Origin of the sequence: Methyloversatilis discipulorum (genome assembly GCF_000527135.1) — a bacterium.
GTDB lineage: Bacteria > Pseudomonadota > Gammaproteobacteria > Burkholderiales > Rhodocyclaceae > Methyloversatilis > Methyloversatilis discipulorum.
On sequence record NZ_AZUP01000001.1, the window covers coordinates 3,780,652 to 3,803,246 of the forward strand.

The window sequence follows — 22,595 nt, forward strand, 5'->3', positions numbered from 1 at the left end:
CGCCGCATAGGGCGGTGCGCCGGGGGCGCTGCAACGAATTCTAGCCCTCACACTCAAAGGTCGTAAGCGCTTCAGTCCGTTGCGAAATCACCCTGGCCACTGGCGATCATGCCCATGACGACCCGACCCCTCCTGCTTGCAGTCCTTCTTCCCCTCGTGCTCGGCGCCTGCGCGCAGACCGCCAAGCGGCCGCCGGTGGCGGCTGCGCCGACCGAGGCACCGGCGGAATCCGCGCCGCCGCGCACGCCGCCTCTGCCCGAAATCGAACTGACGCGCCAGATCACCTACCAGCTGCTGCTCGGTGAGGTGGCGGCACAGCGCGGCGAGCTGGGTCTGTCGGCGTCGGCCTATATGGATCTGGCGCAATCGACCCGTGACCCGCGCATCGCCAAGCGCGCGGCCGAAATATCCGCCTTCAGTCGACAGAACGACATCGCGCTGCAGGCCACCCAGCTCTGGCTGGAACTCGATCCCGAATCGATACAGGCGCGGCAGATGCTGACCGGTCTGCTGGTCAATGCGAACCGGCCGCAGGAGCTCGAACCGCAACTCGCCAGCCTGCTCGCGCAGGAGGGCAACCAGATCGGCGAAAGCCTGCTGCGGCTCAACCGTGTGCTGGGGCGCCTGTCCGACAAGGCCGAGGTGCTGGCCATGGTCGATCGCCTGACCGAGCCCTATCTGCAGTACCCGGAGGCCTGGTTCGCGCGCTCGCAGGCGGCGATGCAGGCGCGCGAGCCCAAGCGGGCGCTGGCCGACGCGACCAAGGCGCACGACATGCGCCCGGAATGGGAACCCGGCCTGTTGCTGAAGGCGCAGGCCACTGCCGAGAGCGATCCGCACGCCGCGACCCGGCTGATGGGCGACTACCTGAAGAAGTATCCGCAGGCACGTGACGTGCGGCTGCAATATGCACGTTCGCTGGTGGCCGAACGCAATTTCCCGGAGGCGCGCAAGCAGTTCGAGAACATTCTCGGCGGCGCGCCGAACAATCCGGACGTCGTGTTCGCGGTCGGTGTGCTGGCGATGCAGATGCAGGACTACGCCGGCGCGCAGACCTATTTCAAGCGGCTGCTGACGCTGCGCTATCAGGACATGAACCTGATCAAGCTCTATCTCGGGCAGCTGGCCGAGGAGCTGAAGCAGCCGGACGAAGCGCTCGACTGGTACCGCCAGGTCGGGCAGGGCGACCACTACCTCGGCGCGCAGGGGCGTTACGTGCTGCTGCTCAGCCGCACCGGGCGACTCGACGAAGCGCGCGCTCATCTGCGCGATCTTGCCGCACGGCCGGGCGGCGACAAGGCGCGTTCCGCGCTGATGGAATTCCAGCTGCTGCGCGATGCGAACCGGGTCGAAGAAGGTTACGCCGTGCTCGAAGAGGCGCTGGTCGCGCAGCCGGACAATGCCGAACTGCTGTACGAGACGGCGATGATCGCTGAGCGGCAGAACCGCATCGAGGTCGCCGAACAGCGGCTGCGCCGGGTGATCGAGGTGAAACCGGATCATGCCCATGCCTACAACGCGCTCGGCTATTCGCTCGCCGATCGCAACATCCGCCTCGACGAGGCGCAGGCGCTGATCGCCAAGGGGCTTGAACTGGCGCCGGACGACCCCTTCATTCTCGACAGCATGGGCTGGGTGCTGTTCCGGCGTGGCGATCTGAACGGTGCCTTGACCTATCTGGAGCGCGCTTTCGCGATCCGACCCGATCCGGAAATCGCCGCTCACCTCGGCGAAGTGCAGTGGCTGCTCGGTCGTCGCGAGGACGCCGAGAAGCTGTGGCGCACGGTTGCTGCTCAGCACCCGGACAACGCTGCGCTGGAATCGACCATCAAACGCTACATCCCGTGATGCGGGCGCTGCTGTGTGCCGGCGCGCTGGCGCTGGCCGGTTGTGCCGCCCTGCCGCCGCCGGCTGTCGAAGATCCGCAGGTGCTGGCGCTGCGCGAGCGTGCGCGTGACGCGGTCAATCCCGCCTTTTCGCTGAGCGGGCGCTTCGTCGTGAAAGGGCCCGAACAGACCGCCTCGGCGGCGCTGGACTGGCAGCACGCGAAGGACCGCGACGAACTGCAGATCAACGGACCGCTCGGCAAGGTGCTGGCGCAGCTGGTGCGCGACGCGCAGGGCGTGCGCCTGATCGACGAGCGCCAGCGCGTCACCGAGGCGGCGACGCTCGACGAACTGTCGCGCGCGGTGTTCGGCGCCGAACTGCCGCTGTCGCGGGCCGCCTACTGGGTGACCGGCCGGCCGGGCAGCGCCGACGTGCGGTCGCGTGACGCCGCCGGCCGTGTCGCCGTGCTGACCGAACAGTCCTGGCGCGTCGAATTCACCGAATACGACGGCGACGGCCCGGACGCCCTGCCGCGGCAGATCGACGCCAGCGACGGCGAACACAGCTTCCGTCTGCGCATCGACGCCTGGTACCCGTTGCCGTGACTGCGCGTATCGACTGGCAGGTCTGGCTCGACGCACCGGCCAAGATCAATCTGTTCCTGCACGTGACCGGCCGCCGCCCGGATGGCTACCACCTGCTGCAGACCGCCTTCCGCTTCGTCGATTTCGGTGACCGCCTGCGCTTCTCGCCGCGAGACGACGGCGAGGTGAGGCGCGTCAACCCACTGCCCGGCGTGCCCGAGGCCGACGACCTGTGTGTGCGTGCCGCCCGCCTGCTGCAGGCGGAGACCGGCTGCCGGCGGGGTGCCGACATCGAACTGGACAAGCGGCTGCCGATGGGAGGCGGTCTCGGTGGCGGAAGTTCCGACGCGGCCACCGTGCTGATCGCGCTGAACCGCCTGTGGGAACTGGATCTGCCGCGCACGCAGCTGCAGGCGCTGGGGCTGCGGCTGGGCGCCGACGTGCCGGTGTTCGTGTTCGGCCGCGCCGCGTTTGCCGAGGGTGTCGGCGAGGTGCTGCAGCCGCTCGAACTGCTGCCGGCGGCCTATCTGGTCGTGGCGCCCGGCGTGTCGGTACCGACGCCACGGATTTTTGCCGACCCGGAATTGACACGAAATACCGAAGCTTGCACAATAGCGGACTTTGCTGCAGCGGCTGATTCGGCGGCGCTTTTCGGGCGCAACGATCTTGAGCCGGTCGCAGCGAGGCTGTACCCGGAAGTCAGGCAGGCCATCGACATGCTGGCGGCACTGGCCGGGCGCGGTGCGGTAAGAATGAGCGGTTCGGGCGCGTGCGTGTTTGTACAATGCGCGGATCTGCAGGCAGCACAGGATTTGATGAAGGCGTCGTCGGCATCGTGGCCGGCGGGCTGGCAGGGATTCGTTGCACAGGGGCTGGACGAGCACCCGCTGTACCGGATGTCTGCACAGGTTTGACACCGTGTGGCGCAGGCGCGCGACGCGGTCGATGCAGAGTTTGGGGAGTCGCCAAGTTGGTCAAGGCACCGGATTTTGATTCCGGCATTCGAAGGTTCGAATCCTTCCTCCTCAGCCAAATTTGATCGGGCGGGCCCGCAGGGAGTGCGGGCCTGCCCGATGTGTTTTCAGGGCAGCAGGCATGCCGACGGGTTGAAACCGGTCATCCGCCTGGAAAGAGCAGGACCGGTTCTCCCGGTTTCAATTCAGCAATCACCGAGTTTCGCGAGGCAGCATGGCTTACGACAGCCTGATGATCTTTACCGGCAACGCCAACCCCAAACTGGCGGCGGACGTTGCCAAGCGGCTCAACATGTCGCTCGGCCGCGCGCAGGTGGGCCGTTTCTCCGACGGCGAAGTCAACGTCGAAATCCTCGAGAACGTCCGGGGCAAGGACGTGTTCGTGCTGCAATCGACCTGTGCGCCGACCAACGACAGCCTGATGGAACTGGTCATCCTGGTCGATGCGCTGAAGCGCGCGTCGGCCGGTCGCATCACCGCGGCGATGCCCTATTTCGGCTACGCCCGCCAGGACCGTCGCCCGCGCAGCGCGCGCGTGCCGATCACCGCCAAGGTGGTGGCCAACATGCTGCAGGCCGTCGGTGTGCAGCGCCTGCTGACGGTGGACCTCCACGCCGACCAGATCCAGGGCTTCTTCGACATCCCGGTCGACAACATCTACGCCACGCCCATCCTGCTCGGCGACATCTGGAAGCAGGAGTATCCGAACCTGATGGCCGTTTCGCCCGACGTTGGCGGCGTGGTGCGCGCGCGCGCATTCGCCAAGCGCCTCGAGTGCGATCTGGCCATCATCGACAAGCGTCGCCCGAAGGCGAACGTGTCGGAAGTGATGAACATCATCGGCGACGTGACCGGCCGCACCTGCGTCATCATGGACGACATGGTCGACACCGCCGGCACGCTGTGCAAGGCGGCACAGGCGCTGAAGGAACACGGCGCCGCCCGCGTGCTCGCCTACTGTACCCACGCCGTGCTGTCCGGCGAGGCGGTCAATCGCATCCAGAATTCCGATCTCGACCAGCTGGTCGTGACCGACACCATCCCGCTGTCGCCGGCCGCCCAGGCCTGCGGCCGCATCCGTGTCGTGTCCATCGCCGAGCTGCTGGCCGAAACCCTGCTGCGCATCAGCAACGAGGAATCCGTTTCGTCCCTCTTCATGGAGTAATTGAAGCGGGACACCCCGGGTCGCCTGGTCGCGGGCGACCCTTCATCCACCAGGAGTCATCATGTCCATCGAAATGAACGTCAAGAAGCGCGATGCGCAGGGCACCGGAGCGAGCCGCCGCCTGCGTCGCGCCGACCAGGTCCCGGCCATCATCTACGGCGGCGACAAGCCCGCCACGCCGATCACGCTCGACCACAACGAAATCTTCCACGCCCTGCGCAAGGAAGCCTTCCACGCATCCGTGCTGACGCTGAACGTCGAAGGCACGAAGGAAACCGTGCTGCTGCGCGACACCCAGATGCACGCCTACAAGCTGCAGGTGCTGCACGTCGACTTCCAGCGCGTCGATGCCACGCACAAGCTGCACACCAAGGTGCCGTTCCACTTCGTCAATGCCGATGCGGCCCCGGGCGTCAAGCTGCAGGGTGGCATCGTGTCGCACGTGATGAACGAGCTGGACGTGCAGTGCCTGCCGAGCCAGCTGCCGGAATTCATCGAAGTCGACCTGTCCGGCCTGTCGGTCGGCCAGTCCATCCACGTGTCGCAGATCAAGCTGCCGGCCGGCGTCGAAGCGCTGACCCACGGCGCCGACCCGGTGATCGTTACGCTGACGCTGCCGCGCGGCGCCAAGGCTGACGAAGCCGCGGCCGAAGGCGGCGAAGAGAAGTAAGCACAGGCGATGTCCGGGAACGGTTCCAAAGCCGTGCCCCGGCTCGTCGTCGGACTGGGCAACCCCGGTCCGGACTATTCCGAAACCCGGCACAACGCCGGGTTTTGGTTTTGTGAGGGGCTGGCACGCAAGCTGGGCGTCACGCTCAACCGTGAAGCGCGATTCAATGGCTTCACCGGCTCGTCGCGTGCCGATGGCATCACGATACTGCTGCCGCAGACCTTCATGAACCGCTCCGGCCAGTCGGTCGGCGCGCTCGCCCGCTTCTTCCGCATCGCACCGGCTGAAATACTGGTGGTGCACGATGAACTCGACATCCAGCCAGGCGAACTGCGCCTGAAATTCGGCGGTGGCCTTGGCGGTCACAACGGACTGAAAGACATCAGCGCCCATCTGGCCACGCACGACTACTGGCGGCTGCGCATCGGCATCGGCCATCCGCGTCAGCTGGCACCGGGATCGGAAGTGGCCGACTATGTACTGCACCGTCCGCGCATCGAGGAACAGCGCGATATCGACGCCGCCATCGGGCGCGCGCTCGACGCCTGGCCGATGATTGCCGCCGGCGACTGGACGCGCGTGTCCACCCTGCTCAATGCGAAGCCCGGCGCCGGCAAGGCGCCCAAGAGTGCCTAATCAAGGAATCCAGACATGAGCCTAAAATGCGGCATCGTCGGCCTGCCCAACGTCGGCAAGTCCACCCTTTTCAATGCGCTCACCAAGGCCGGCATCGCCGCCGAGAACTACCCGTTCTGCACGATCGAGCCCAACGTCGGCATCGTCGAGGTGCCGGACCCGCGTCTGGCGCAGCTTTCCGAAATCGTGAAGCCGCAGAAGATACAGCCGGCCATCGTCGAATTCGTCGACATCGCCGGTCTGGTCGCCGGCGCCAGCAAGGGCGAAGGCCTCGGCAACCAGTTCCTCGCCAACATCCGCGAAACCGACGCCATCGTGAACGTGGTGCGCTGCTTCGACGACGAGAACGTGGTGCACGTGAATGGCCGCGTCGACCCGATCGCCGACATCGAAACTATCGTGACCGAACTGGCGCTGGCCGACCTTGCCGCCGTCGAGCGCACCATCGCGCGTGACACCAAGAAGGCGCGCGCCGGCGACAAGGACGCGGCCAAGCTGGTCGCCGTGCTGGAAAAGCTGCTGCCGCACCTGAATGAAGGCAAGCCGGCGCGCACGCTGAACCTGTCCGACGACGACAAGGCCATCGTCAAGCCGATGTGCCTGCTGACGATCAAGCCGGCCATGTATGTCGGCAACGTGCTCGAAGACGGTTTCGAAAACAACCCCTACCTCGATCGCCTGCGGGAGTTCGCGGCCAAGGAAGGTGCGCCGGTGGTGGCGGTGTGCGCGAAGATCGAGGCCGAACTGGCCGACCTCGACGACGAGGACAAGAAGGCGTTCCTGGCCGACCTCGGCCTCGAAGAGCCGGGTCTGAATCGCCTCATCCGCGCCGGCTACGACCTGCTGGGCCTGCAGACCTACTTCACCGCCGGTGTGAAGGAAGTGCGAGCCTGGACCATCCATAAGGGCGACACCGCGCCGCAGGCGGCCGGCGTCATTCACACCGACTTCGAGCGCGGCTTCATCCGCGCCCAGACCATCGCCTTCGACGACTTCATCGCCTTCAAGGGCGAACAGGGCGCGAAGGAAGCCGGCAAGATGCGCGCCGAAGGCAAGGAATATGTGGTCAAGGACGGCGACGTGCTGAACTTCCTGTTCAACGTCTGAGCTGCATGCCCACCGCGGCAGAAGCCCTGGCAACCCGAGGTTGCCGGGGCTTTTTTTCGTCCGCTGTCGAATCTTCCCGCTCCGCTTCGTCTACTTCGTATACGCCGGTCATCGGGACAGGCGTCACGACAGGATGGAGGGCGAGCACATGATGAAGATCGAAGCGCAGGATCAGCATCGATGGCTGAAGCAGTTCGAGGGTGAATGGCGCGGAAAGAGCGAACCGGTGGCCGACGGAGGGCCGGACGACGCGTGCTGGAGCGGCTGCGAAACCGTGCGCGCGCTCGGCGATCTGTGGGTGCTGTTCGAGGGGCGCGGTGACATGCCGGATGGCAGCGCGGCCTGCACTCTGATGACCTTGGGCTTCGACCCGACGCGCGGAGACGGCGGCCGCTTCGTCGGCAACTGGGCAGGGTCGATGATGACGACGCTGTGGCAGTACGAGGGCGAACTGGACGCCGCCGGCCGCGTGCTGTCGCTGTACAGCGAAGGACCCGCCTTCTCCGGCAGCGGCACCGCGCGCTACCGCGACACGATAGAGGTCCACGGCCCGGACGAGCGCACCTTGTCTTCGCATGTGCAGGACGCCGCGGGCAACTGGTCGCCCATCATGCGTATCCGTTACCGCCGGCAGCAGGGTGCGTGAGCGACGCGCTCGCGCCGTCGCTCAACGCCCCTCGTCCAGCCAGCGCGCGGCCATGAGCAGGCGGGTGTGGCTGGCCGGGTCGGCCCGCACGGTGGCAGCAAACAGGCGCACGCAGCGCTCGGCCGCGTTCACGTAGCGCGTGTTGCCGGTACGCCGTGCCAGCCTGATCAAGGCCAGCGCGGCGACGCCGTTGCCGCCGGGCGTGGCGGCGTCGAGCGCGGGTTTGCTGCGGTGGAACAGCGGCAGCGCATCGTGGGCGGTGAAGAAGAAGGCGCCCCTGGCGTCGTCTTCGAAACGCAGCAGCATCACCTCGGCCAGCCTTGCGGCGAAGGCGAGGTCGCCGTCGTGCGGCGCGGCTTCGTGCAGCGTCAGTGCCGCGTCCAGCAGGAAGGCGTGGTCGTCGAGAAAGCCGTCGATACCGGGCAACGACTGCAGTCGGTCGGCGCCGTCGATGTCCTCGCGCCAGCGTGCCGCGCGCAGCGCGTCGAAGGTGGTGCGCGCGGCGTCCAGCCAGTCGCTGCGGCCCAGCACGGCGCCGGCGTGGGCGAGTGCGCTCACCATCAGCGCGTTCCAGGCGGTCGGTGTCTTGCCGTCACGTGCGGCGCGCCCGCGCTCGTCGCGTCGCTCCAGCAGACGACTGCGTGCCTCGTCTATCACCGCCTGCACCGCGTCCGCCGGCTGGCCCAGCATCGCGGCGAGCTTTTCCGCCGGACGGGCAACGCGCAGATGCCAGAATTTCCCCTCGAAGCCGGGCGGATCGATCAGGCCCCAGTGTGCCGCGCACAGATCCCATTCGACCGGTGTCACCACCTCGCGCAGCGCCGAGGCTTCCCACAGATATGCGCCGCCTTCGCGGCCGCTGGCGTCGTCGGCGGCAAGGGCGCTGCAGAACAGTCCGTCGTCGCTGCGCATTTCGCGCAATGCCCAGTCCCCGGTGAGCTCGGCGGTGCGCCGGAACAGCGCTTCGCCGCTCGCCCGCCAGGCATTGGCGTAGAGCGGCAGCAGCATCGCGCTGTCGCACAGCATCTTTTCGAAGTGCGGGATGTGCCAGGCCGGATCGACGCTGTAGCGGAAGAAGCCGCCGCCGAGCTGGTCGAACAGGCCGCCTTCGGCGATGTGACGCAGCGATTCCAGTGCCATCGTGCGCGGCGACGGTGTGCCGATGTCGCTGTCCAGCTGCAGCAGGAAGTCGAGGTCGGTCGGATGCGGAAACTTCGGCGCGCCGCCGAAGCCGCCGTGCCGGGCGTCGAAGGCGACCGCCAGCTGCTGTATCGCCTCCTCCTGCACCGACGGGTCCAGCGGCGCGCCGGTCGGCTGCGGCAGGGCGGCGCTCAGCGCCGCAATCAGCGCTTCGTCCTGGCGCGCCAGATCGGCGCGCCTTTCGGTCCACACGGTGCTGACCGACGCCAGTACGTCGCGCAGTGCGATCTGTCCGCCGGACGCCTCGCGCGGGAAATAGGTGCCGCCGTAGAAGGGCACACCCTGCGGCGACAGGAAGACGGTGAGCGGCCAGCCGCCGTTGCCGCGACGCAGCCGTTGCAGCGCCTGCTGGTAGAGGCCGTCGATGTCGGGTCGCTCCTCGCGGTCCACCTTGATGGCGATGAAGCCCTCATTGATGGCGGCAGCCGTGGTCGGATCGGCAAAGGACTCGCGCGCCATCACATGACACCAGTGACAGGAGGCGTAGCCGACCGACAGCAGGATGGGGCGGTCGAGCCGGCGTGCCTCGGCGAAGGCGGCTTCGCCCCACGGATACCAGTGCACCGGATCGCCGGCGTGCTGCTGCAGGTAAGGGGACGTTTCACCGGCCAGTCGGTTGCGCGGTGCGAGTGCGGTGTCGGTGCTCATCGGATGTCCTTCGCGGGCGGCAGGTGCGGCCGGCGCGAACGCGACAATGAGGACAGCCGCGTACGCCAAAGCCCACATTCGGGCGGGCGAGCGGGCTCATGCATCCGCGCTGGCCGGCGGATGCGGGACGCTCAGCAAGATCCGTGCATGCGCTGCACGCATCTTGCTTTTCCGGTGCCGGAGAGATGCGGCGCGCGGTGCGCGCCGGCCACACACCGACCGAGGCAGACCATGCGATTGCGCTTCCACATGACGCCGGGCTCGTGCTCGACCGGCATCCACATCCTGCTCGAACATCTGGAGCTGCCGTTCGAGGCATACGTCGTGAACCTGCCTGCCGGCGATCACCGTCGCCCGGAATATCTGGCGATCAACCCCAAGGGCACGATTCCGGCGCTGCAGATCGACGAAGATCCGGCGCTGACCGAATTCCAGTCCATCGCGCTGTGGCTGGCCTGGCAGTTCCCGCGCGCACGGCTGTTGCCGGCGTCGCCGTTCGACGCCGCGCGCGCCGTCGATCTGATGACTTATGTCGTGGGCACCGTGCATGGCGCCGGCTACACGCGCATCTTCACGCCCGAGCGCTACCTGCCTACGGGCGTGGACGAGGGGGCGGAGCCGCCGTGGCTGGAGGCGATCAAGGCGCAGGGCCGGGCCCTGGTGGACGAGGCCTTCGCACTGATCGACGCGCGCATCGACGACGACGGCCATCTGTTCGGCGACGACCTGACGGTCGCTGACGCGGCGCTGTTCTACGTCACCTTCTGGGCCGACCGCATCGGCCTGCCGCTGCCGCCACGCTGTCTCGCCTTCTACCGGCGCATGCGCGAGCGGCCGGTGGTGCGCCGCGTGCTGGCCGAAGAAGGCTATCGCTGAGCCGGTGGATCCGCCGGCAACCCGCTGCGATCAGGACGTCGCGCCGTCGCTCTGCTGGGCGGCCACTTCGGAGCGCACCTTGTCCATGTCCAGCGCCTTCGCCTGTTCGATCAGCTGTTCGAACTGACCGGCGGGCAGCGCACCCGGTTGTCCGTACAGCACGATCTGGTCGCGGAACACCATCAGGGTCGGAATCGAGCGGATGCCGAAGGCGGCCGCGATGCCCTGTTCCTCTTCGGTATTCACCTTGGCGAACACGATGTCCGGATACTTTTCCGACGCCGCTTCGTAGACCGGGGCAAAATTGCGGCAGGGGCCGCACCAGGGTGCCCAGAAATCGATGATGACGAAAGGGTTGTTCTCGACCGTGCTGTTGAAGCTGTCTTCGGTAAGTTCGATGGTGGCCATGGGGGTCCTTGGGTGTGAATCGCTCGGGGGCGAGCCGGCATGGTAGCCGAGCGTCGCCCGTATGTCGGCCGTTTTGCTCCCAGTCCGACCGGCCCGCTGCACAAGGGTTCGCTGGTGGCGGCGCTGGCCAGCTGGCTGGATGCGCGCGCCGCTGGCGGCCGCTGGCTGTTGCGCATCGAGGACGTGGACGAGCCGCGCTGCTCGCCCGAGGCCGCAGGCACCATCCTGCGCCAGCTCGACGCGCTGGGCCTGCACTGGGACGGCGAGGTGGTGTGGCAGAGCCGGCGTACCGCGCTTTACCGCGCCGCGCTCGACGCTCTAGTCGCCCGCGGTCAGGCCTACGGCTGTGTCTGTACCCGCCGCGATCTGGAGTCGCAGCCGCTGGCCTCCGATGGCGCACGGCGTTACCCCGGCACCTGCCGCGATCGAGCCGGCATCGCGCCACGCGCCTGGCGGTTGCGCGTGCCAGCGGGCGAGGTTGCGTTCGACGACCGCGTACTCGGTCGCATCGCGGTCGATGTGGCGGCGGATTCCGGCGATTTCGTGCTGTGGCGTGCCGACGGCTACTGCGCCTATCAGCTGGCGGTGGTGGTGGACGATGCCGACCAGGGCGTGACTGACATCGTGCGCGGTGCCGATCTGCTCACCTCGACGCCGCGGCAGATCCTGGTGCAGCGCGCGCTCGGCCTGCCGCAGCCGCGCTATGCACACGTGCCGGTGGTGCTCGACGCGAACGGCGAAAAGCTGTCCAAGCAGACACGTGCGCCGGCGCTGGAACCGGCCGACGCGCTGACCGACCTGGCGGAGGCACTCGCTTTCCTGCGCCATCCGCCGCCGACCGACGTCGTGGCGTCCGGGCTTCAGGATCTGCTCGCGTGGGCGGTGCAGCGGTGGACGCCGACTGCGCTGTCCGGAATGCAGTAGCAGATGGGCGCAGCAGCAGATGGACTCAGTAGTGCGGAGGAATGTCCTGCTGCGCGTCGGCGCGCTCGGCCGGCTGCATGCCCTGCACCTGCGCATAGACGTGCTTGAGCTGCAACTGCAGCGATTCGATGGCGCGCTGCTGCTCGAACACGGTGCGGTTCAGCGCGTCCAGCATGTCGTCCATCAGCGCGATGCGGGCTTCGAGGTCGTTCAGGCGGTCGGTCATGTCGGTGTGTCCGGAGAATGTTGTCGGGCCAGCGCCCAGGCGACGTGTTCGCGTACGACCGGTGAGGCATGGTCGGCGCGCGCCTGCAGCGCGGCGATATGGGCGGCGGCGGACGGCGCGTTGCCGAGCGCGACTGCGATATTGCGCAGCCAGCGTTCGTGGCCGATGCGCCGGATCGCGCTGCCTTCGAGGCGGCGGTTGAATTCGTCTTCCGACCAGGCGAACAGTTCGGTCAGCGAGGCGTCGTCCAGTCCGTTGCGCACCGCGAAATCCGGCTCGACGGCCATGACCGCGTGGCGGTTCCACGGGCACACCAGCTGGCAGTCGTCGCAGCCGTAGATGCGGTTGCCGATCGCCGGGCGCAGCGGCTCGGGAATCGGGCCGTCCAGTTCTATCGTCAGGTAGGACACGCACAGCCGTGCGTCCAGCTGGTAGGGCGCGATGATGGCGCCGGTCGGGCAGACGTCGATGCAGCGGGTACAGGTGCCGCAGTGGTCGGCCTGCGGCGCGTCGGGTGGCAGCGGCAGCGTGGTGAACAGTTCGCCGAGGAAGAACATCGAGCCGGCGTCGCGGTGGATCAGCAGCGTGTGCTTGCCGCGCCAGCCCAGAGCGGCACGGCGGGCGATCTCGACCTCCAGCACCGGCGCCGAATCGGTGAACGCCCGATGGCCGAACGGGCCGACCACGCTCTCGATCCGTTCCGCCAGCTTCTGCAGCCGGTTGCGCAGCACCTTGTGGTAATCGCGGCCGAGTGCGTAGCGCGACACATAGCCGAGATCGCCGTCGTCCAGCACCGCTTGCGCGTCCGCTGAGTCGTCCGGCCAGTACGGCATGCGCGCGCTGATGACCGACAGCGTGCCCGGCACCAGTTCGGCCGGACGTGCCCGCATTGCGCCGTGGCGCGCCATGTAGTCCAGTTCACCGTGGCGGCCGGCGGCCAGCCAGTCGAGCAGCCGGGCTTCGGCCTCGCCCAGATCGATGCCGGAGATACCAACCGACGCAAAACCCAGGTCGCGCCCCCAGTCGCGGATGCGTGCGACCAGTTCGTCCGGGCTGCAGGGCAGGGCGCCACTCATCGCGCCGCCACCCGGGCGGATAATGGCTGCCGATCCGATTTTGCGCAGACCGCCATGAATGATTCGACCCTGACGATGGACCTCGCCGACACCGCCGCCACCGAGGCGCTGGGCGCGCAACTGGCGCGCGCGCTGGCGCCCGGCCTGTGCGTGTTTCTGGACGGCGACCTGGGCGCCGGCAAGACCACGCTGGTGCGCGGACTGCTCCGGGCGCTTGACCATACGGGAAAGGTAAAAAGTCCGACCTTCACTTTGCTTGAATCGTATGCTATTTCTAGCTTAAACTTCCCGTTGTATCACTTTGATTTTTATCGCTTCACGCATCCGGATGAATTCATCGAAGCAGGTCTGGACGAATACTTCGGGCAAACCGGCGAAAGCGCGGGCGTCTGTCTGGTCGAATGGCCGGACAAGGCGGGTGCGCATCTGCCGCCGCCCGATCTGCGCATCGCGCTCGCCGTGGTCGGCGAGGCGCGTCGTGCGCGGCTGTCCGCCGGCAGCGAAGGAGGTCGGGCATGTTTAAGCCGTTTGTCCGTCGCCGCGGAAGGACTTCCGCCCGCGACCTGAGCCGGCGCGATTTTCTCGGGTTTTCCGGCGCTGCACTGCTGCTGTCGGTGAGCCCGGTCGGGCGCGCCGCCGCCACCTCGCTGCTGGCCGTCCGCGTCTGGCCGTCGCTGGAATATACCCGCATCACGCTGGAATCCCGCGACGCGTTGAAGTTCGCGCACTTCACGGTGCAGAACCCGGAACGCCTGGTGATCGACATCGAGGGCGTGGAGCTGAACAACGTGCTCGGCAGCCTGCCGGGCAAGATTTCCGATACCGATCCCTACATCAAGCTCATCCGCGCCGGCCGCAACAAGCCGGGCGTGGTGCGTCTGGTGATGGAACTGAAGACCGAGGTAAAGCCGCAGGTATTCACGCTGGCGCCGGTCGGTCAGTACGGCCACCGGCTGGTGATGGACATCTATCCGTCGCAGCCCATCGACCCGCTGATGCAGCTCGCGCGTCAGGGCGACATCCAGTACCAGGGCGACGTCGCTCCCGACCAGCCCGACGCGCCGGCACAGTCGCAGGCGGCCGAGCCGGCACCCGAACCGGCGAATCAGACCGCGTCGCGCGATGCGGGCAGCAAGAAGACGGAGGTCGACGTGAGCCGCCTCGTCACCATCGTGCTCGACCCCGGCCACGGCGGCGAAGACCCGGGTGCGGTTGGCCGCGGCGGCAGCTATGAGAAGAACGTGACGCTGGAAGTGGCACAGCGCCTGCAGAAGAAGATCGACGCCGACCCGACGATGCGTGCCGTGCTGACGCGCGACGCCGATTTCTTCGTGCCGCTGGGCACTCGCGTCGCCAAGGCGCGCCGCGTGCGCGCCGACCTCTTCGTGTCCATTCACGCCGACGCCTTCGTGCGGCCGGACGCGCGCGGCAGTTCGGTGTTCGTGCTGTCCGACCGTGGCGCCACAAGTTCGGCCGCGCGCTGGCTGGCGCAGCGCGAGAACTCGGCCGACCTGATCGGCGGCGTCAATCTCGACGTCAAGGACCCGTATCTCGCGCGCACGCTGCTCGACCTGTCGCAGACGGCGACGATGAACGATTCGATGAAGCTCGGCCGTGCCGTGCTGGGCGAACTGGGTGGCGTGAATACGCTGCACAAGCCGCATGTCGAGCAGGCCGGCTTCGCCGTGCTGAAGGCGCCGGACATCCCGTCCATCCTGGTCGAGACCGCCTTCATTTCCAACCCGGAAGAAGAGAAGCGGCTGACCGACGACGCCTACCAGGACAAGCTGGCCGACGCCATCCTGCGCGGCATCCGCCGTTACCTGGCAAAAAATCCGCCGATGGCCAAGTCGCGGCTGGCCTCGCTGTAAGCGGCCGGCGGCATTCAGCGCACGCTGCGGTAGCCGCCTGCCACGCCTCTCGGCGACAGCACCCACTGCCACAGCTGGATGTCGCGCGCGCGGAAGGCGCCGGCGCAGGACAGCAGGTAGTAACGCCACATGCGGTGGAAGCGTTCGCCCAGCCGTTCGGCGAACTGCGGCCAGGCCGCTTCGAAGTTCGCGTGCCAGGCCATCAGCGTGCGGTCGTAATCGGCGCCGAAGTTGTGCAGGTCCTCCACCACGAATACATCATCGACCGCGTCGCCGATCTGGCCGATCGACGGCAGTTCGCCATTCGGGAAGATGTAGCGGTCTATCCACGGGTCGGTGACGCCGCGCCGCGTGTTCTTGCCTATCGTATGCAGCAGCGCCAGACCGTCCGGCCTCAACACGCGGCGCAGCACCTGCATGAAGGTGCGAAAGTTGCGCCGGCCGACGTGCTCGAACATGCCGACGCTGGCCACCCGGTCGAAGGTTTCGCTGCCGTTGAGTTCGCGGTAGTCCTGCAGCCGGAACTCGACCGGCAGTCCAGCGTAGCGTTGCCGTGCCCACTCCGCCTGTTCGCGCGATACGGTGACGCCGGTGCCGCGCACGCCGTGGTGCTCGGCGGCGTAGCCGAGCAGGCTGCCCCAGCCGCAACCAATGTCCAGCAGGTGCATGCCAGGGCGCAGGTCCAGCTTGCGGCAGATCAGTTCGAGCTTCGCCTCCTGCGCCGACGCGAGGTCGGCGGCGTCCTGCCAGTAGCCGCAGGTGTAGGTCATGCGCGGGTCCAGCATCGCCGCGTAGAAATCGTTGCCGAGGTCGTAGTGGCGTTCGCCGACCTGCCAGGCGCGACGCGGCGTCTGCCGGTTCAGCAGGCGGGCGCTGAAGGCGTGCATCAGCAGTGACGCCGGCTTGACCCGCGTGTCCAGCCGGGCGCGCAGCAGGCGGGCGAAGAATTCGTCGAGCCGGCCGGCGTCCCAATCGCCATCCATGTAGGCCTCGCCCAGACCGAGGCTGCCGTACGCGAACACGCGCTCGGGCAGGCGCGGATTGCGCATCTGCAGGTCGCAGGGGGAGTCACCGTCGAGCGTGATGCCGGCGTCGGCCAGCAGCCCGGACAGTAGCCGCAGGCGGGGCGAAGGGGCCGGCGCGGGTGCGGCGGCCGGTGGTTCGAACGCTTCTCTTTTCATCCGTGGTCTTCCTCGTCAGGGCGAAGGCAGGAAAAAAGTGACCGTAAGCAGGCGGCCGGCGTCGCCACCTGAAGTTTTAGACGTAGTCCAAGGTAAGCGCCTTCGCAATGTTCCAGGTCAAGCTTTCGTCCGGTTGCGCGGCGTGAAAACCCTGAAATGGCGCGCCGGCGCGCGCTTGACTCACGTCATGGGCGGGCGGCACGCAGCCGCCTAGAATGTGAGCCCATGATTCGAACCCTGCCCCCGTGATGAACGCGCCGGAATCAACGCTGAACCTGAGTCCGGATGCCGCCGCCGCGACGACGGCCTGCTATCACTGCGGGCTGCCGGTCGATGGCCCGGTGCGCTACCGCGTCCGCGTCGCCGGTGAGGACAGACCGATGTGCTGCGCCGGCTGCGCCGCCGTCGCCGAAGCCATCTCCGGCGGCGGGCTCGAAGCCTTCTACGCGCACCGCGACGCCTTGCCGGAAGCAGCACCGGAGGGTGGTGCGCGCGACCTGTCGGTGTACGACCTGCCGGAAGTGCAGGCAGATTTCGTGCGTACGGTTTCGCATCCGGACTGTGCCGACGCGCGCGAGGCGCTGCTCATCATCGAGGGCATACGCTGCGCGGCCTGCGTGTGGCTGAACGAGCAGCACGTCGGTCGCCTGCCCGGTGTGCTGGTGCTCGAAATCAACTACGCGACGCGCCGTGCGCGTGTGGTGTGGGACCCGGCGCGGGTCCAGCTGTCGGCCATCCTGCGGGCGGTGACCGAGATCGGCTACGAAGCCTGGCCGAACGACCGCGCACACGCCGAGTCGGTCGCCCGCAGCGAGCGGCGCGACGCGCTGTGGCGCCTGGCGGTGGCCGGGCTGGGCATGATGCAGGTGATGATGTACGCGTGGCCGGAATACACCGCCGGCGACGCCGAACTGCCGGGCAGCATCGCTGCGCTGATGCGCTGGGCCAGTCTGGTGCTGACGGCACCCGTCGTGTGCTACTCGGCCGCTCCCTTCTTCTCGCGCGCGCTGCGCGATCTGGCGGCGAAACGCGTCGGCATGGACCTGCCGGTCGCACTCGGCATCGGTGCCGCCTTCATCGCCAGCCTGTGGGCCACGGTGACGCATTCGGGCGAGGTGTATTTCGATTCGGTCACCATGTTCGTCTTCCTGCTGCTCGGCGGGCGCTATCTCGAAATGCTGGCGCGTCAGCGTGCGGTGCGCGGTGTCGAGGAACTGGCGCGCGTGATGCCGGCGCTGGCGCACCGTTTCACCGCCTGGCCCGGAACGGCGACCGAGGCGGTGCCGGTGGCGCGACTGCTGGCCGGCGACCACGTCGTCGTCGCCGCCGGCGAGGTGTTTCCAGCCGACGGCCGTCTGGTCGATGGTCGCAGCGAGGTCGATGAAAGCCTGCTTACCGGCGAATCCAGGCCGCAGGGCCGCGGCCCTGGCGACCGTGTGGTCGGCGGCAGCGTGAATATCGGCTCGCCGGTGGTGCTGGCGGTGGAGCAGGTCGGCGAGGCGACACGGCTGGCGGCGATCCGCCGGCTGATCGGCCGCGCTTCGGCCAGCCGGCCGGAGGTGGTGCAGTTCGCCGACCGCATCGCGGTGCATTTCGTCAAGGCGCTCATCGTGCTGGCCGTGCTGACCGCCGGCGTCTGGCTGTGGCTCGATCCGTCGCAGGCGCTGTCCGTCTTCGTCGCGGTGCTGGTCGTCAGCTGCCCCTGTGCGCTATCGCTGGCCACACCGGCGGCGCTGACTGTCGGCACCGGCGTGCTGTCGCGCAGCGGCCTGCTGGTTACCCGCGCGCACGCGATCGAAACGCTGGCACGCGTCACCCACGTCGTGTTCGACAAGACCGGCACGCTCACCACCGGCGCCATGGCCTTGCAGGCGGTCGAACTGATGGGCGACCTCGATGCGGCGCAGGCGACGGCGCTGGCGGCGGCGCTGGAAGGACCGTCGACTCACCCGATCGCGCGTGCGCTGCGCGCCGCTGCCGGTGAGCAGGTGCGACCGGCCGTCGATGAGCTGTCGGCGGTGACCGGGCAGGGCGTGCAGGGCGTCATCGCTGGCCGCCGCCTGCGGCTGGGCAGCGCGGAATTCGCCTGTGCGCTGTCCGGGACACCGCTGCCGGCCACGCCGTCGGGCATCGCGACGCCGGTGTGGCTGGGCGACGAACACGGCCTGCTCGCCCGCTTCGACCTCAGCGATGCGCTGCGGCCCGGTGCGCCGGAACTGCTGGCGCGGCTGCACGAGCGCGGCATCGCGGTCAGCCTGCTGTCGGGCGACGCACACGCACCGGTCGAGGCGCTGGCGCAGGAACTGGGCATCGCCGACGCGCACGCGCGGATGACGCCTGAGGGCAAGCGCGCTTATATAGAAGCGTTGCAGCAGCGCGGCGCCGTCGTCGCCATGCTGGGCGACGGTGTCAATGACGCGCCGGTGCTGGCGCAGGCCCAGGTGTCGGTCGCGATGGGCGGCGGCACCGAACTGGCGCGCGCTCAGGGCGATCTGGTGCTGCTGTCCGAACGTTTCGACGCGCTCACGCGCGGGCTCGACACGGCCCAGGCGACGCTGGCCATCGTGCGGCAGAACCTGCGCTGGGCCTTTGCCTACAACCTGCTGGCCATCCCGCCGGCGATGCTGGGCTGGATCACGCCGTGGATGGCCGGCATCGGCATGTCGCTCAGTTCGCTGATGGTGGTGCTCAACGCACTGCGCCTGCAGCGGCGCGCAAAGGAAATGAACTGATGGACATTCTATGGTTGCTGGTGCCGATGTCGGTGCTGATCGCGCTGGGCATCGGCGCCGTGTTCATCTGGTCGGCGCGCAGCGGCCAGTTCGATGACCTGGAAGGGCCGGCGCACCGCATGCTGATGGACGACGACCGCGCGCAGACCATCGACGACACACCGGCGGACGGCAGGGACGAGCGCAAGGTGTGACGCCCGAGGCGGCCGAGGCGTCATTTCCTGTCTATAGTGCGTATGCACCCACCGACCGGAGAGCGCCGATGACCCGCTGCACCCAGCACGCCCATCACGACCACCAGCACGGCCCGCAATGCGGTCATACCGCGGTGCGGCACGAAGGCCACGTCGATTTCCTGCACGACGGCCATCTGCACCACGTGCATGGCGACCATGTCGACGAGCACGTGATCGCCGTCAGCGCCGCCAACCCGGACGGCTGCACGCCGCAGCATCACTGTGCCGGCCATGGCGCCGGTCATGTGCATGGGCCCGGCTGCGGCCACGAAGCGGTGCCGCACGGTGACCATGTCGACTATCTGGTGGACGGTCATCTGCATCATCCGCACGGCGACCACTGCGACGACCACGGCCCGCTGCAGATCGCCTGACGCGCCGGCGCAGCCTGCCGCGGCTATCATGCAGGCCGGGCTTGAAGACTGCGTCGCAATAAATGTCCTTTCATCGAGCCGGCGACGCGTGGCGTTCGCCGGCGCTATTCATGCCGGCGCCACTGCGTGGCTGGCTGACCGACCCTCATTCGCTGACCTCACGCATCCGGGCGCGCTGCCGGCACTTCGCGGTGCAGCCGCTGCGCACCGGTCGTGCCGCGCTGGCGGCCGACGAGGCCTGTCTGCTCGGCAGCGGCCGGGCGCAGGCGCTGTCGCGCGAGGTGCTGCTGCATGCCGACGGCGTGCCGGTGGTGTTCGCGCACAGCGTGGTCAACATGCGTGACGTACGCGGCGTCTGGCACATGTTCGCCGGCGTCGGCACGCGGCCGCTCGGTGCGCTGCTGTTCGCCGACGCGCGCATCGCCCGCTCGCCGCTGGCGGCGCGCCGGCTCGACGCCCGTCACCCGTTGTACCGGCGCGTGCAGGCGGAAGGCATCGCGGTGAGCGGCCCGCTGTGGGCGCGCCGCTCGCTGTTCGTGCGCCGCGGCCGGCCGCTGCTGGTGACCGAAGTCTTCCTGCCGGCCATTTCGGAACTTGCGCCATGAATCTGCTCGCCCGCCTGAATGCCTGGGAGCGCCTGATGCGGCTGGACAAGCCGATCGGCATCCTGCTGCTCGCCTGGCCCACGCTGTGGGCGCTGTGGGTGGCCGGCGGCGGCAAGCCGTCCGCCTTCATCGTCTGGATATTCATGCTCGGCACGGTGCTGATGCGCAGCGCCGGCTGCGTCATCAACGACTACGCCGACCGCAACTTCGACGGTCACGTCGAGCGCACGAAGAACCGCCCGCTGGCCACCGGCGAGGTCGGTACGCGCGAGGCGCTGCTGCTGGCGGCCGGGCTGGCGCTGTTCGCCTTCATCCTCATCCTGCCGCTGCACCGGCTGGTCATCCTGCTGTCCTTCGCCGCGCTTTTCCTGGCCGCCAGCTACCCCTTCACCAAGCGCTTCTTCGCCATTCCGCAGGCCTATCTCGGCATCGCCTTCGGCTTCGGCATTCCGATGGCCTATGCGGCCCAGCTGTACACGGTGCCGATGGAAGCGTGGCTGTTGCTGGCCGCGAACGTGTTCTGGGCGGTCGCCTACGACACCGAATACGCGATGGTCGATCGCGAGGACGACCTGAAGATCGGCATCCGCACCTCGGCCATCACCTTCGGCCGCTTCGACGTCGCGGCGGTGATGGCCTGCTATGCAATCACGCTGGCGCTGCTCGCGCTCTACGGCCGGCTCGAAGGGCTGCACTGGCCCTACTACGTCGGGCTGGTCGTTGCCGCCGGCATCGCCGGCTATCACTGGACGCTGATCCGCGACCGTGACCGCGCGCGCTGCTTCCGCGCCTTCCTGCACAACAACTGGCTGGGCGCCGCGGTGTTCGCCGGCATCGTCGCCGACTACGCCTTGCGTTGACGCGGCGGCGTAAGGCGGGCCCCTGACCTGCGTCTACCTGGGTGGGGCGCGTCCGGCCCGGCAACAGGAGAGCGACATGAACAGAATGAGCGCCGTGGGTCTTGCGGCGGCTGCACTGCTATGCGTCTTCGAGGCGCAGGCGGGTCCGCTGCGCGAGCGTCTGGCGGAGCGGCGCGCCGACAGCGGAGCCGAGGTTCGTCTGCCCGCCGGCAGCCGCGCGCAACGCGATATCGCGTATGGCGATCACGCCGACCAGCGCATGGATGTCTACATCCCCGACGGCGCCCGCGACGCGCCGGTGCTCTTCCTCGTGCATGGCGGTGGCTGGCGTCGCGGCGACAAGGCGCACGGCCGGCTGATCGGCAACAAGTTGGCGCACTGGCTGCCGGCAGGCGTCATCGTCGTGTCGGTCAATTACCGCATGCTGCCCGACGCCGACGTGCTGACGCAGCGCGACGACGTGGCTGCCGCGCTGGCCAGGGCGCAGTCGCTGGCGCCCTCCTGGGGCGGCGATCCGTCGCGCTTCGTGTTGATGGGGCATTCGGCCGGTGCGCATCTGGTGGCCTTGCTGGCCGCCGCGCCACAGGGCGAACGCCGTTGGCTGGGCAGCGTGCTGCTCGACAGTGGCGCGCTCGACGTCGAACGGCTGATGCAGGAACGCCACGCCGGCCTGTTCGACGAAGCCTTCGGCAAGGACCCCGCCTTCTGGCACGCGACCTCGCCGTTGCATCAGCTTGCCGGGCCGACCGCGCCCTGGCTGGCGGTGTGCTCCAGCCGGCGCCGTCAGGCTTGCGACCAGGTGAAGGTATTCGCGCAGCGCGTGCGCGAAACCGGCGGCCGCATCGATGAGCTGCCGATCGATCTGTCGCACGGCGACATCAACGAGAAGCTGGGCCTGCCGGGGGACTACACGCGCCAGGTCGATGCCTTCCTGCGTGGTATCGGCGCGCTGAAATGAAAACGCGGGGCCCGTGAGCCCCGCGTTTCCACTCGGCTGCGGTGCAGTGTGTCAGCCGCGACGACGGGCGCGCAGACCGATCAGACCCAGCCCGGCCAGCAGCATGGCGTAGGTTTCGGGTTCCGGCACCGCGGCGACCTCGACCGTCAGCAGCGGACGATCGCTGACCATGAAGCCTTCGGCGCTGTAGAAGTCGATACCGTTGGTGCCATTCGGCATGAAGGGCAGCAGCGCCCAGCCGTAGCCCGGCACGTCGCCGTCCTGCATGCGGCGCAGGGCGTCGGTGAAATCCAGCACCAGGGTGCCGGATTCGATGTTGGCATCGCCGTTGTCCGCACCGATGGTGAGGAAGGGCAGCATGGCGGCTTCCAGACCGTCGGTCTGTATGCCGTCGCCCATGGTGTTCCAGGTGGCCGAGGCGGAGTTCCAGTCGCTCAGCATGTCGTAGAAACGGATGCCGCTGCCGGCGCTGGTGATCTGCAGCGTCAGCGTGGCGGACACGACGGTTTCACCGGCCTTGATCTGGTTCGCTGCGTTGCCGAACAGGTTGTCGAAGCGCAGCAACACGTGGTTCGGCGAACCGTTGTCTGAGGCGTCGATGCTCACTTCCTGCTCGTAGCCACTGCTTGCGTCGGGGTCGCTGCTGTACATCGTCACGTCCATCGTGCCGTCGTAGCCGCCGGCGCCTTGCTGGAAGGTGTAGGTTGCGGCGAACGCCGGTGCGGCCGCGAACAGCGCGGCCGCGATCAGGGATTTGCTCAACATGGGAAGCCTCTCGAATCGGAAAGGGCCGGCGCGCGTGCGCCGGCCC

24 protein-coding genes and 1 tRNA gene are annotated in these 22,595 nt (G+C 68.1%); 19 read left to right on the forward strand and 6 right to left on the reverse strand.

Annotated features, from left to right (window positions below; all coding sequences use genetic code 11):
- Positions 1 to 114: 114 nt before the first annotated feature.
- From METFAM1_RS0117665 to METFAM1_RS0117705, 9 genes are all read left to right on the forward strand, one after another.
- Positions 115 to 1,848 carry a tetratricopeptide repeat protein gene (locus METFAM1_RS0117665; RefSeq protein ID WP_024300813.1) on the forward strand — a complete coding sequence of 578 codons (1,734 nt, stop codon included), beginning with the start codon at positions 115 to 117 and terminating at the stop codon, positions 1,846 to 1,848.
- Entirely contained in the window at positions 1,848 to 2,432 is a 585-nt protein-coding gene (gene lolB, locus METFAM1_RS0117670; RefSeq protein ID WP_019916803.1) for a lipoprotein insertase outer membrane protein LolB, read from the forward strand. Before METFAM1_RS0117665 ends, lolB begins: the two co-directional genes overlap by 1 nt.
- Positions 2,429 to 3,325: a 4-(cytidine 5'-diphospho)-2-C-methyl-D-erythritol kinase gene (ispE, locus tag METFAM1_RS0117675; RefSeq protein WP_019916804.1), complete on the forward strand. Its 897-nt coding sequence runs from the start codon at positions 2,429 to 2,431 to the stop codon at positions 3,323 to 3,325. Before lolB ends, ispE begins: the two co-directional genes overlap by 4 nt.
- A gap of 41 nt (positions 3,326 to 3,366) precedes the next feature.
- Positions 3,367 to 3,443 (forward strand) — tRNA-Gln (locus METFAM1_RS0117680).
- Positions 3,444 to 3,599: 156 nt separating this feature from the next.
- On the forward strand, positions 3,600 to 4,550 hold the full coding sequence (locus METFAM1_RS0117685; protein ID WP_019916805.1) for a ribose-phosphate pyrophosphokinase: 951 nt from the start codon (positions 3,600 to 3,602) through the stop codon (positions 4,548 to 4,550).
- 61 nt (positions 4,551 to 4,611) lie between these two features.
- Positions 4,612 to 5,220, forward strand: a complete 609-nt coding sequence (locus METFAM1_RS0117690; RefSeq protein ID WP_019916806.1) for a 50S ribosomal protein L25/general stress protein Ctc — start codon at positions 4,612 to 4,614, stop codon at positions 5,218 to 5,220.
- Positions 5,221 to 5,229: 9 nt separating this feature from the next.
- Positions 5,230 to 5,856, forward strand: coding sequence for an aminoacyl-tRNA hydrolase (pth, locus tag METFAM1_RS0117695; protein ID WP_019916807.1), 627 nt, complete (start codon positions 5,230 to 5,232; stop codon positions 5,854 to 5,856).
- Positions 5,857 to 5,871: 15 nt separating this feature from the next.
- The gene (gene ychF, locus METFAM1_RS0117700) at positions 5,872 to 6,963 is read left to right on the forward strand and encodes a redox-regulated ATPase YchF (RefSeq protein ID WP_019916808.1); all 1,092 of its coding nucleotides are present in this window, start codon (positions 5,872 to 5,874) and stop codon (positions 6,961 to 6,963) included.
- A gap of 148 nt (positions 6,964 to 7,111) precedes the next feature.
- Complete coding sequence (locus METFAM1_RS0117705; RefSeq protein ID WP_232419802.1) at positions 7,112 to 7,609, forward strand: DUF1579 domain-containing protein; 498 nt, start codon at positions 7,112 to 7,114, stop codon at positions 7,607 to 7,609.
- A 21-nt stretch (positions 7,610 to 7,630) separates the two neighbouring features.
- Here the strand turns inward: METFAM1_RS0117705 and METFAM1_RS0117710 are convergent, their stop codons facing one another.
- Complete coding sequence (locus tag METFAM1_RS0117710; RefSeq protein ID WP_019916811.1) at positions 7,631 to 9,457, reverse strand: thioredoxin domain-containing protein; 1,827 nt, start codon at positions 9,455 to 9,457, stop codon at positions 7,631 to 7,633.
- 231 nt (positions 9,458 to 9,688) lie between these two features.
- Between METFAM1_RS0117710 and METFAM1_RS0117715 the strand changes: the two genes are divergently transcribed.
- On the forward strand, positions 9,689 to 10,333 hold the full coding sequence (locus tag METFAM1_RS0117715; RefSeq protein ID WP_232419803.1) for a glutathione S-transferase family protein: 645 nt from the start codon (positions 9,689 to 9,691) through the stop codon (positions 10,331 to 10,333).
- A 30-nt stretch (positions 10,334 to 10,363) separates the two neighbouring features.
- Here METFAM1_RS0117715 and trxA read toward each other — a convergent pair whose 3' ends face one another.
- On the reverse strand, positions 10,364 to 10,741 hold the full coding sequence (gene trxA / locus METFAM1_RS0117720; protein WP_019916813.1) for a thioredoxin: 378 nt from the start codon (positions 10,739 to 10,741) through the stop codon (positions 10,364 to 10,366).
- Between the two features lie 39 nt (positions 10,742 to 10,780).
- Here trxA and gluQRS point away from each other — a divergent pair, with 39 nt between their 5' ends.
- Positions 10,781 to 11,665, forward strand: a complete 885-nt coding sequence (gene gluQRS, locus METFAM1_RS0117725) for a tRNA glutamyl-Q(34) synthetase GluQRS (protein ID WP_019916814.1) — start codon at positions 10,781 to 10,783, stop codon at positions 11,663 to 11,665.
- A gap of 25 nt (positions 11,666 to 11,690) precedes the next feature.
- Here the strand turns inward: gluQRS and METFAM1_RS0117730 are convergent, their stop codons facing one another.
- Together METFAM1_RS0117730 and queG are read right to left on the reverse strand one after the other, a co-directional pair.
- A complete protein-coding gene (locus METFAM1_RS0117730; RefSeq protein ID WP_019916815.1) occupies positions 11,691 to 11,891 on the reverse strand; it encodes a SlyX family protein in 201 nt (66 codons plus the stop codon).
- Positions 11,888 to 12,967, reverse strand: coding sequence for a tRNA epoxyqueuosine(34) reductase QueG (gene queG, locus METFAM1_RS0117735; RefSeq protein WP_019916816.1), 1,080 nt, complete (start codon positions 12,965 to 12,967; stop codon positions 11,888 to 11,890). Before queG ends, METFAM1_RS0117730 begins: the two co-directional genes overlap by 4 nt.
- Positions 12,968 to 13,021: 54 nt before the next feature.
- On the opposite strand from queG, the gene tsaE reads away from it, so the two are divergent.
- On the forward strand, positions 13,022 to 13,534 hold the full coding sequence (gene tsaE / locus METFAM1_RS0117740) for a tRNA (adenosine(37)-N6)-threonylcarbamoyltransferase complex ATPase subunit type 1 TsaE (RefSeq protein WP_019916817.1): 513 nt from the start codon (positions 13,022 to 13,024) through the stop codon (positions 13,532 to 13,534).
- Positions 13,483 to 14,838 (forward strand): N-acetylmuramoyl-L-alanine amidase, encoded by a 1,356-nt coding sequence (locus METFAM1_RS0117745; protein ID WP_024300815.1) that lies wholly within the window; start codon positions 13,483 to 13,485, stop codon positions 14,836 to 14,838. The genes tsaE and METFAM1_RS0117745 overlap by 52 nt, the downstream gene beginning before the upstream one ends.
- A gap of 14 nt (positions 14,839 to 14,852) precedes the next feature.
- Here the strand turns inward: METFAM1_RS0117745 and cfa are convergent, their stop codons facing one another.
- The gene (gene cfa / locus METFAM1_RS0117750) at positions 14,853 to 16,019 is read right to left on the reverse strand and encodes a cyclopropane fatty acyl phospholipid synthase (protein ID WP_019916820.1); all 1,167 of its coding nucleotides are present in this window, start codon (positions 16,017 to 16,019) and stop codon (positions 14,853 to 14,855) included.
- A gap of 248 nt (positions 16,020 to 16,267) precedes the next feature.
- On the opposite strand from cfa, the gene METFAM1_RS0117755 reads away from it, so the two are divergent.
- The 6 genes from METFAM1_RS0117755 (at position 16,268) to METFAM1_RS0117780 (ending at position 21,784) form a co-directional block, all read left to right on the forward strand.
- Positions 16,268 to 18,751, forward strand: coding sequence for a heavy metal translocating P-type ATPase (locus tag METFAM1_RS0117755; protein ID WP_019916821.1), 2,484 nt, complete (start codon positions 16,268 to 16,270; stop codon positions 18,749 to 18,751).
- The gene (gene ccoS / locus METFAM1_RS0117760; protein ID WP_024300816.1) at positions 18,751 to 18,945 is read left to right on the forward strand and encodes a cbb3-type cytochrome oxidase assembly protein CcoS; all 195 of its coding nucleotides are present in this window, start codon (positions 18,751 to 18,753) and stop codon (positions 18,943 to 18,945) included. The genes METFAM1_RS0117755 and ccoS overlap by 1 nt, the downstream gene beginning before the upstream one ends.
- Positions 18,946 to 19,013: 68 nt before the next feature.
- A complete protein-coding gene (locus METFAM1_RS0117765; protein ID WP_019916823.1) occupies positions 19,014 to 19,361 on the forward strand; it encodes a hypothetical protein in 348 nt (115 codons plus the stop codon).
- 110 nt (positions 19,362 to 19,471) lie between these two features.
- Positions 19,472 to 19,966 (forward strand): chorismate--pyruvate lyase family protein, encoded by a 495-nt coding sequence (locus METFAM1_RS0117770; RefSeq protein WP_019916824.1) that lies wholly within the window; start codon positions 19,472 to 19,474, stop codon positions 19,964 to 19,966.
- Positions 19,963 to 20,826 (forward strand): 4-hydroxybenzoate octaprenyltransferase, encoded by an 864-nt coding sequence (ubiA, locus tag METFAM1_RS0117775; RefSeq protein WP_019916825.1) that lies wholly within the window; start codon positions 19,963 to 19,965, stop codon positions 20,824 to 20,826. Before METFAM1_RS0117770 ends, ubiA begins: the two co-directional genes overlap by 4 nt.
- Positions 20,827 to 20,902: 76 nt before the next feature.
- Entirely contained in the window at positions 20,903 to 21,784 is an 882-nt protein-coding gene (locus METFAM1_RS0117780) for an alpha/beta hydrolase (RefSeq protein WP_232419805.1), read from the forward strand.
- A gap of 51 nt (positions 21,785 to 21,835) precedes the next feature.
- Here METFAM1_RS0117780 and METFAM1_RS0117785 read toward each other — a convergent pair whose 3' ends face one another.
- On the reverse strand, positions 21,836 to 22,549 hold the full coding sequence (locus METFAM1_RS0117785) for a DNRLRE domain-containing protein (RefSeq protein ID WP_019916827.1): 714 nt from the start codon (positions 22,547 to 22,549) through the stop codon (positions 21,836 to 21,838).
- Positions 22,550 to 22,595: the final 46 nt, after the last annotated feature.

Bases quoted from the DNA above. Each gene is read 5' to 3' on its own strand.
- pth (WP_019916807.1), top strand. From the start codon at position 5,230: ATGTCCGGGAACGGTTCCAAAGCCGTGCCCCGGCTCGTCGTCGGACTG.
- gluQRS (WP_019916814.1), top strand. From the start codon at position 10,781: ATGGTAGCCGAGCGTCGCCCGTATGTCGGCCGTTTTGCTCCCAGTCCG.
- ubiA (WP_019916825.1), top strand. From the start codon at position 19,963: ATGAATCTGCTCGCCCGCCTGAATGCCTGGGAGCGCCTGATGCGGCTG.
- METFAM1_RS0117730 (WP_019916815.1), bottom strand. From the start codon at position 11,891: ATGACCGACCGCCTGAACGACCTCGAAGCCCGCATCGCGCTGATGGAC.
- METFAM1_RS0117690 (WP_019916806.1), top strand. From the start codon at position 4,612: ATGTCCATCGAAATGAACGTCAAGAAGCGCGATGCGCAGGGCACCGGA.
- queG (WP_019916816.1), bottom strand. From the start codon at position 12,967: ATGAGTGGCGCCCTGCCCTGCAGCCCGGACGAACTGGTCGCACGCATC.
- trxA (WP_019916813.1), bottom strand. From the start codon at position 10,741: ATGGCCACCATCGAACTTACCGAAGACAGCTTCAACAGCACGGTCGAG.
- METFAM1_RS0117710 (WP_019916811.1), bottom strand. From the start codon at position 9,457: ATGAGCACCGACACCGCACTCGCACCGCGCAACCGACTGGCCGGTGAA.
- METFAM1_RS0117665 (WP_024300813.1), top strand. From the start codon at position 115: ATGACGACCCGACCCCTCCTGCTTGCAGTCCTTCTTCCCCTCGTGCTC.
- METFAM1_RS0117770 (WP_019916824.1), top strand. From the start codon at position 19,472: ATGCCGGCGCCACTGCGTGGCTGGCTGACCGACCCTCATTCGCTGACC.
- METFAM1_RS0117755 (WP_019916821.1), top strand. From the start codon at position 16,268: ATGAACGCGCCGGAATCAACGCTGAACCTGAGTCCGGATGCCGCCGCC.
- METFAM1_RS0117765 (WP_019916823.1), top strand. From the start codon at position 19,014: ATGACCCGCTGCACCCAGCACGCCCATCACGACCACCAGCACGGCCCG.
- cfa (WP_019916820.1), bottom strand. From the start codon at position 16,019: ATGAAAAGAGAAGCGTTCGAACCACCGGCCGCCGCACCCGCGCCGGCC.
- METFAM1_RS0117785 (WP_019916827.1), bottom strand. From the start codon at position 22,549: ATGTTGAGCAAATCCCTGATCGCGGCCGCGCTGTTCGCGGCCGCACCG.
- ccoS (WP_024300816.1), top strand. From the start codon at position 18,751: ATGGACATTCTATGGTTGCTGGTGCCGATGTCGGTGCTGATCGCGCTG.
- METFAM1_RS0117685 (WP_019916805.1), top strand. From the start codon at position 3,600: ATGGCTTACGACAGCCTGATGATCTTTACCGGCAACGCCAACCCCAAA.
- tsaE (WP_019916817.1), top strand. From the start codon at position 13,022: ATGAATGATTCGACCCTGACGATGGACCTCGCCGACACCGCCGCCACC.
- METFAM1_RS0117715 (WP_232419803.1), top strand. From the start codon at position 9,689: ATGCGATTGCGCTTCCACATGACGCCGGGCTCGTGCTCGACCGGCATC.
- METFAM1_RS0117705 (WP_232419802.1), top strand. From the start codon at position 7,112: ATGATGAAGATCGAAGCGCAGGATCAGCATCGATGGCTGAAGCAGTTC.
- ychF (WP_019916808.1), top strand. From the start codon at position 5,872: ATGAGCCTAAAATGCGGCATCGTCGGCCTGCCCAACGTCGGCAAGTCC.
- lolB (WP_019916803.1), top strand. From the start codon at position 1,848: ATGCGGGCGCTGCTGTGTGCCGGCGCGCTGGCGCTGGCCGGTTGTGCC.
- METFAM1_RS0117780 (WP_232419805.1), top strand. From the start codon at position 20,903: ATGAACAGAATGAGCGCCGTGGGTCTTGCGGCGGCTGCACTGCTATGC.
- METFAM1_RS0117745 (WP_024300815.1), top strand. From the start codon at position 13,483: ATGTTTAAGCCGTTTGTCCGTCGCCGCGGAAGGACTTCCGCCCGCGAC.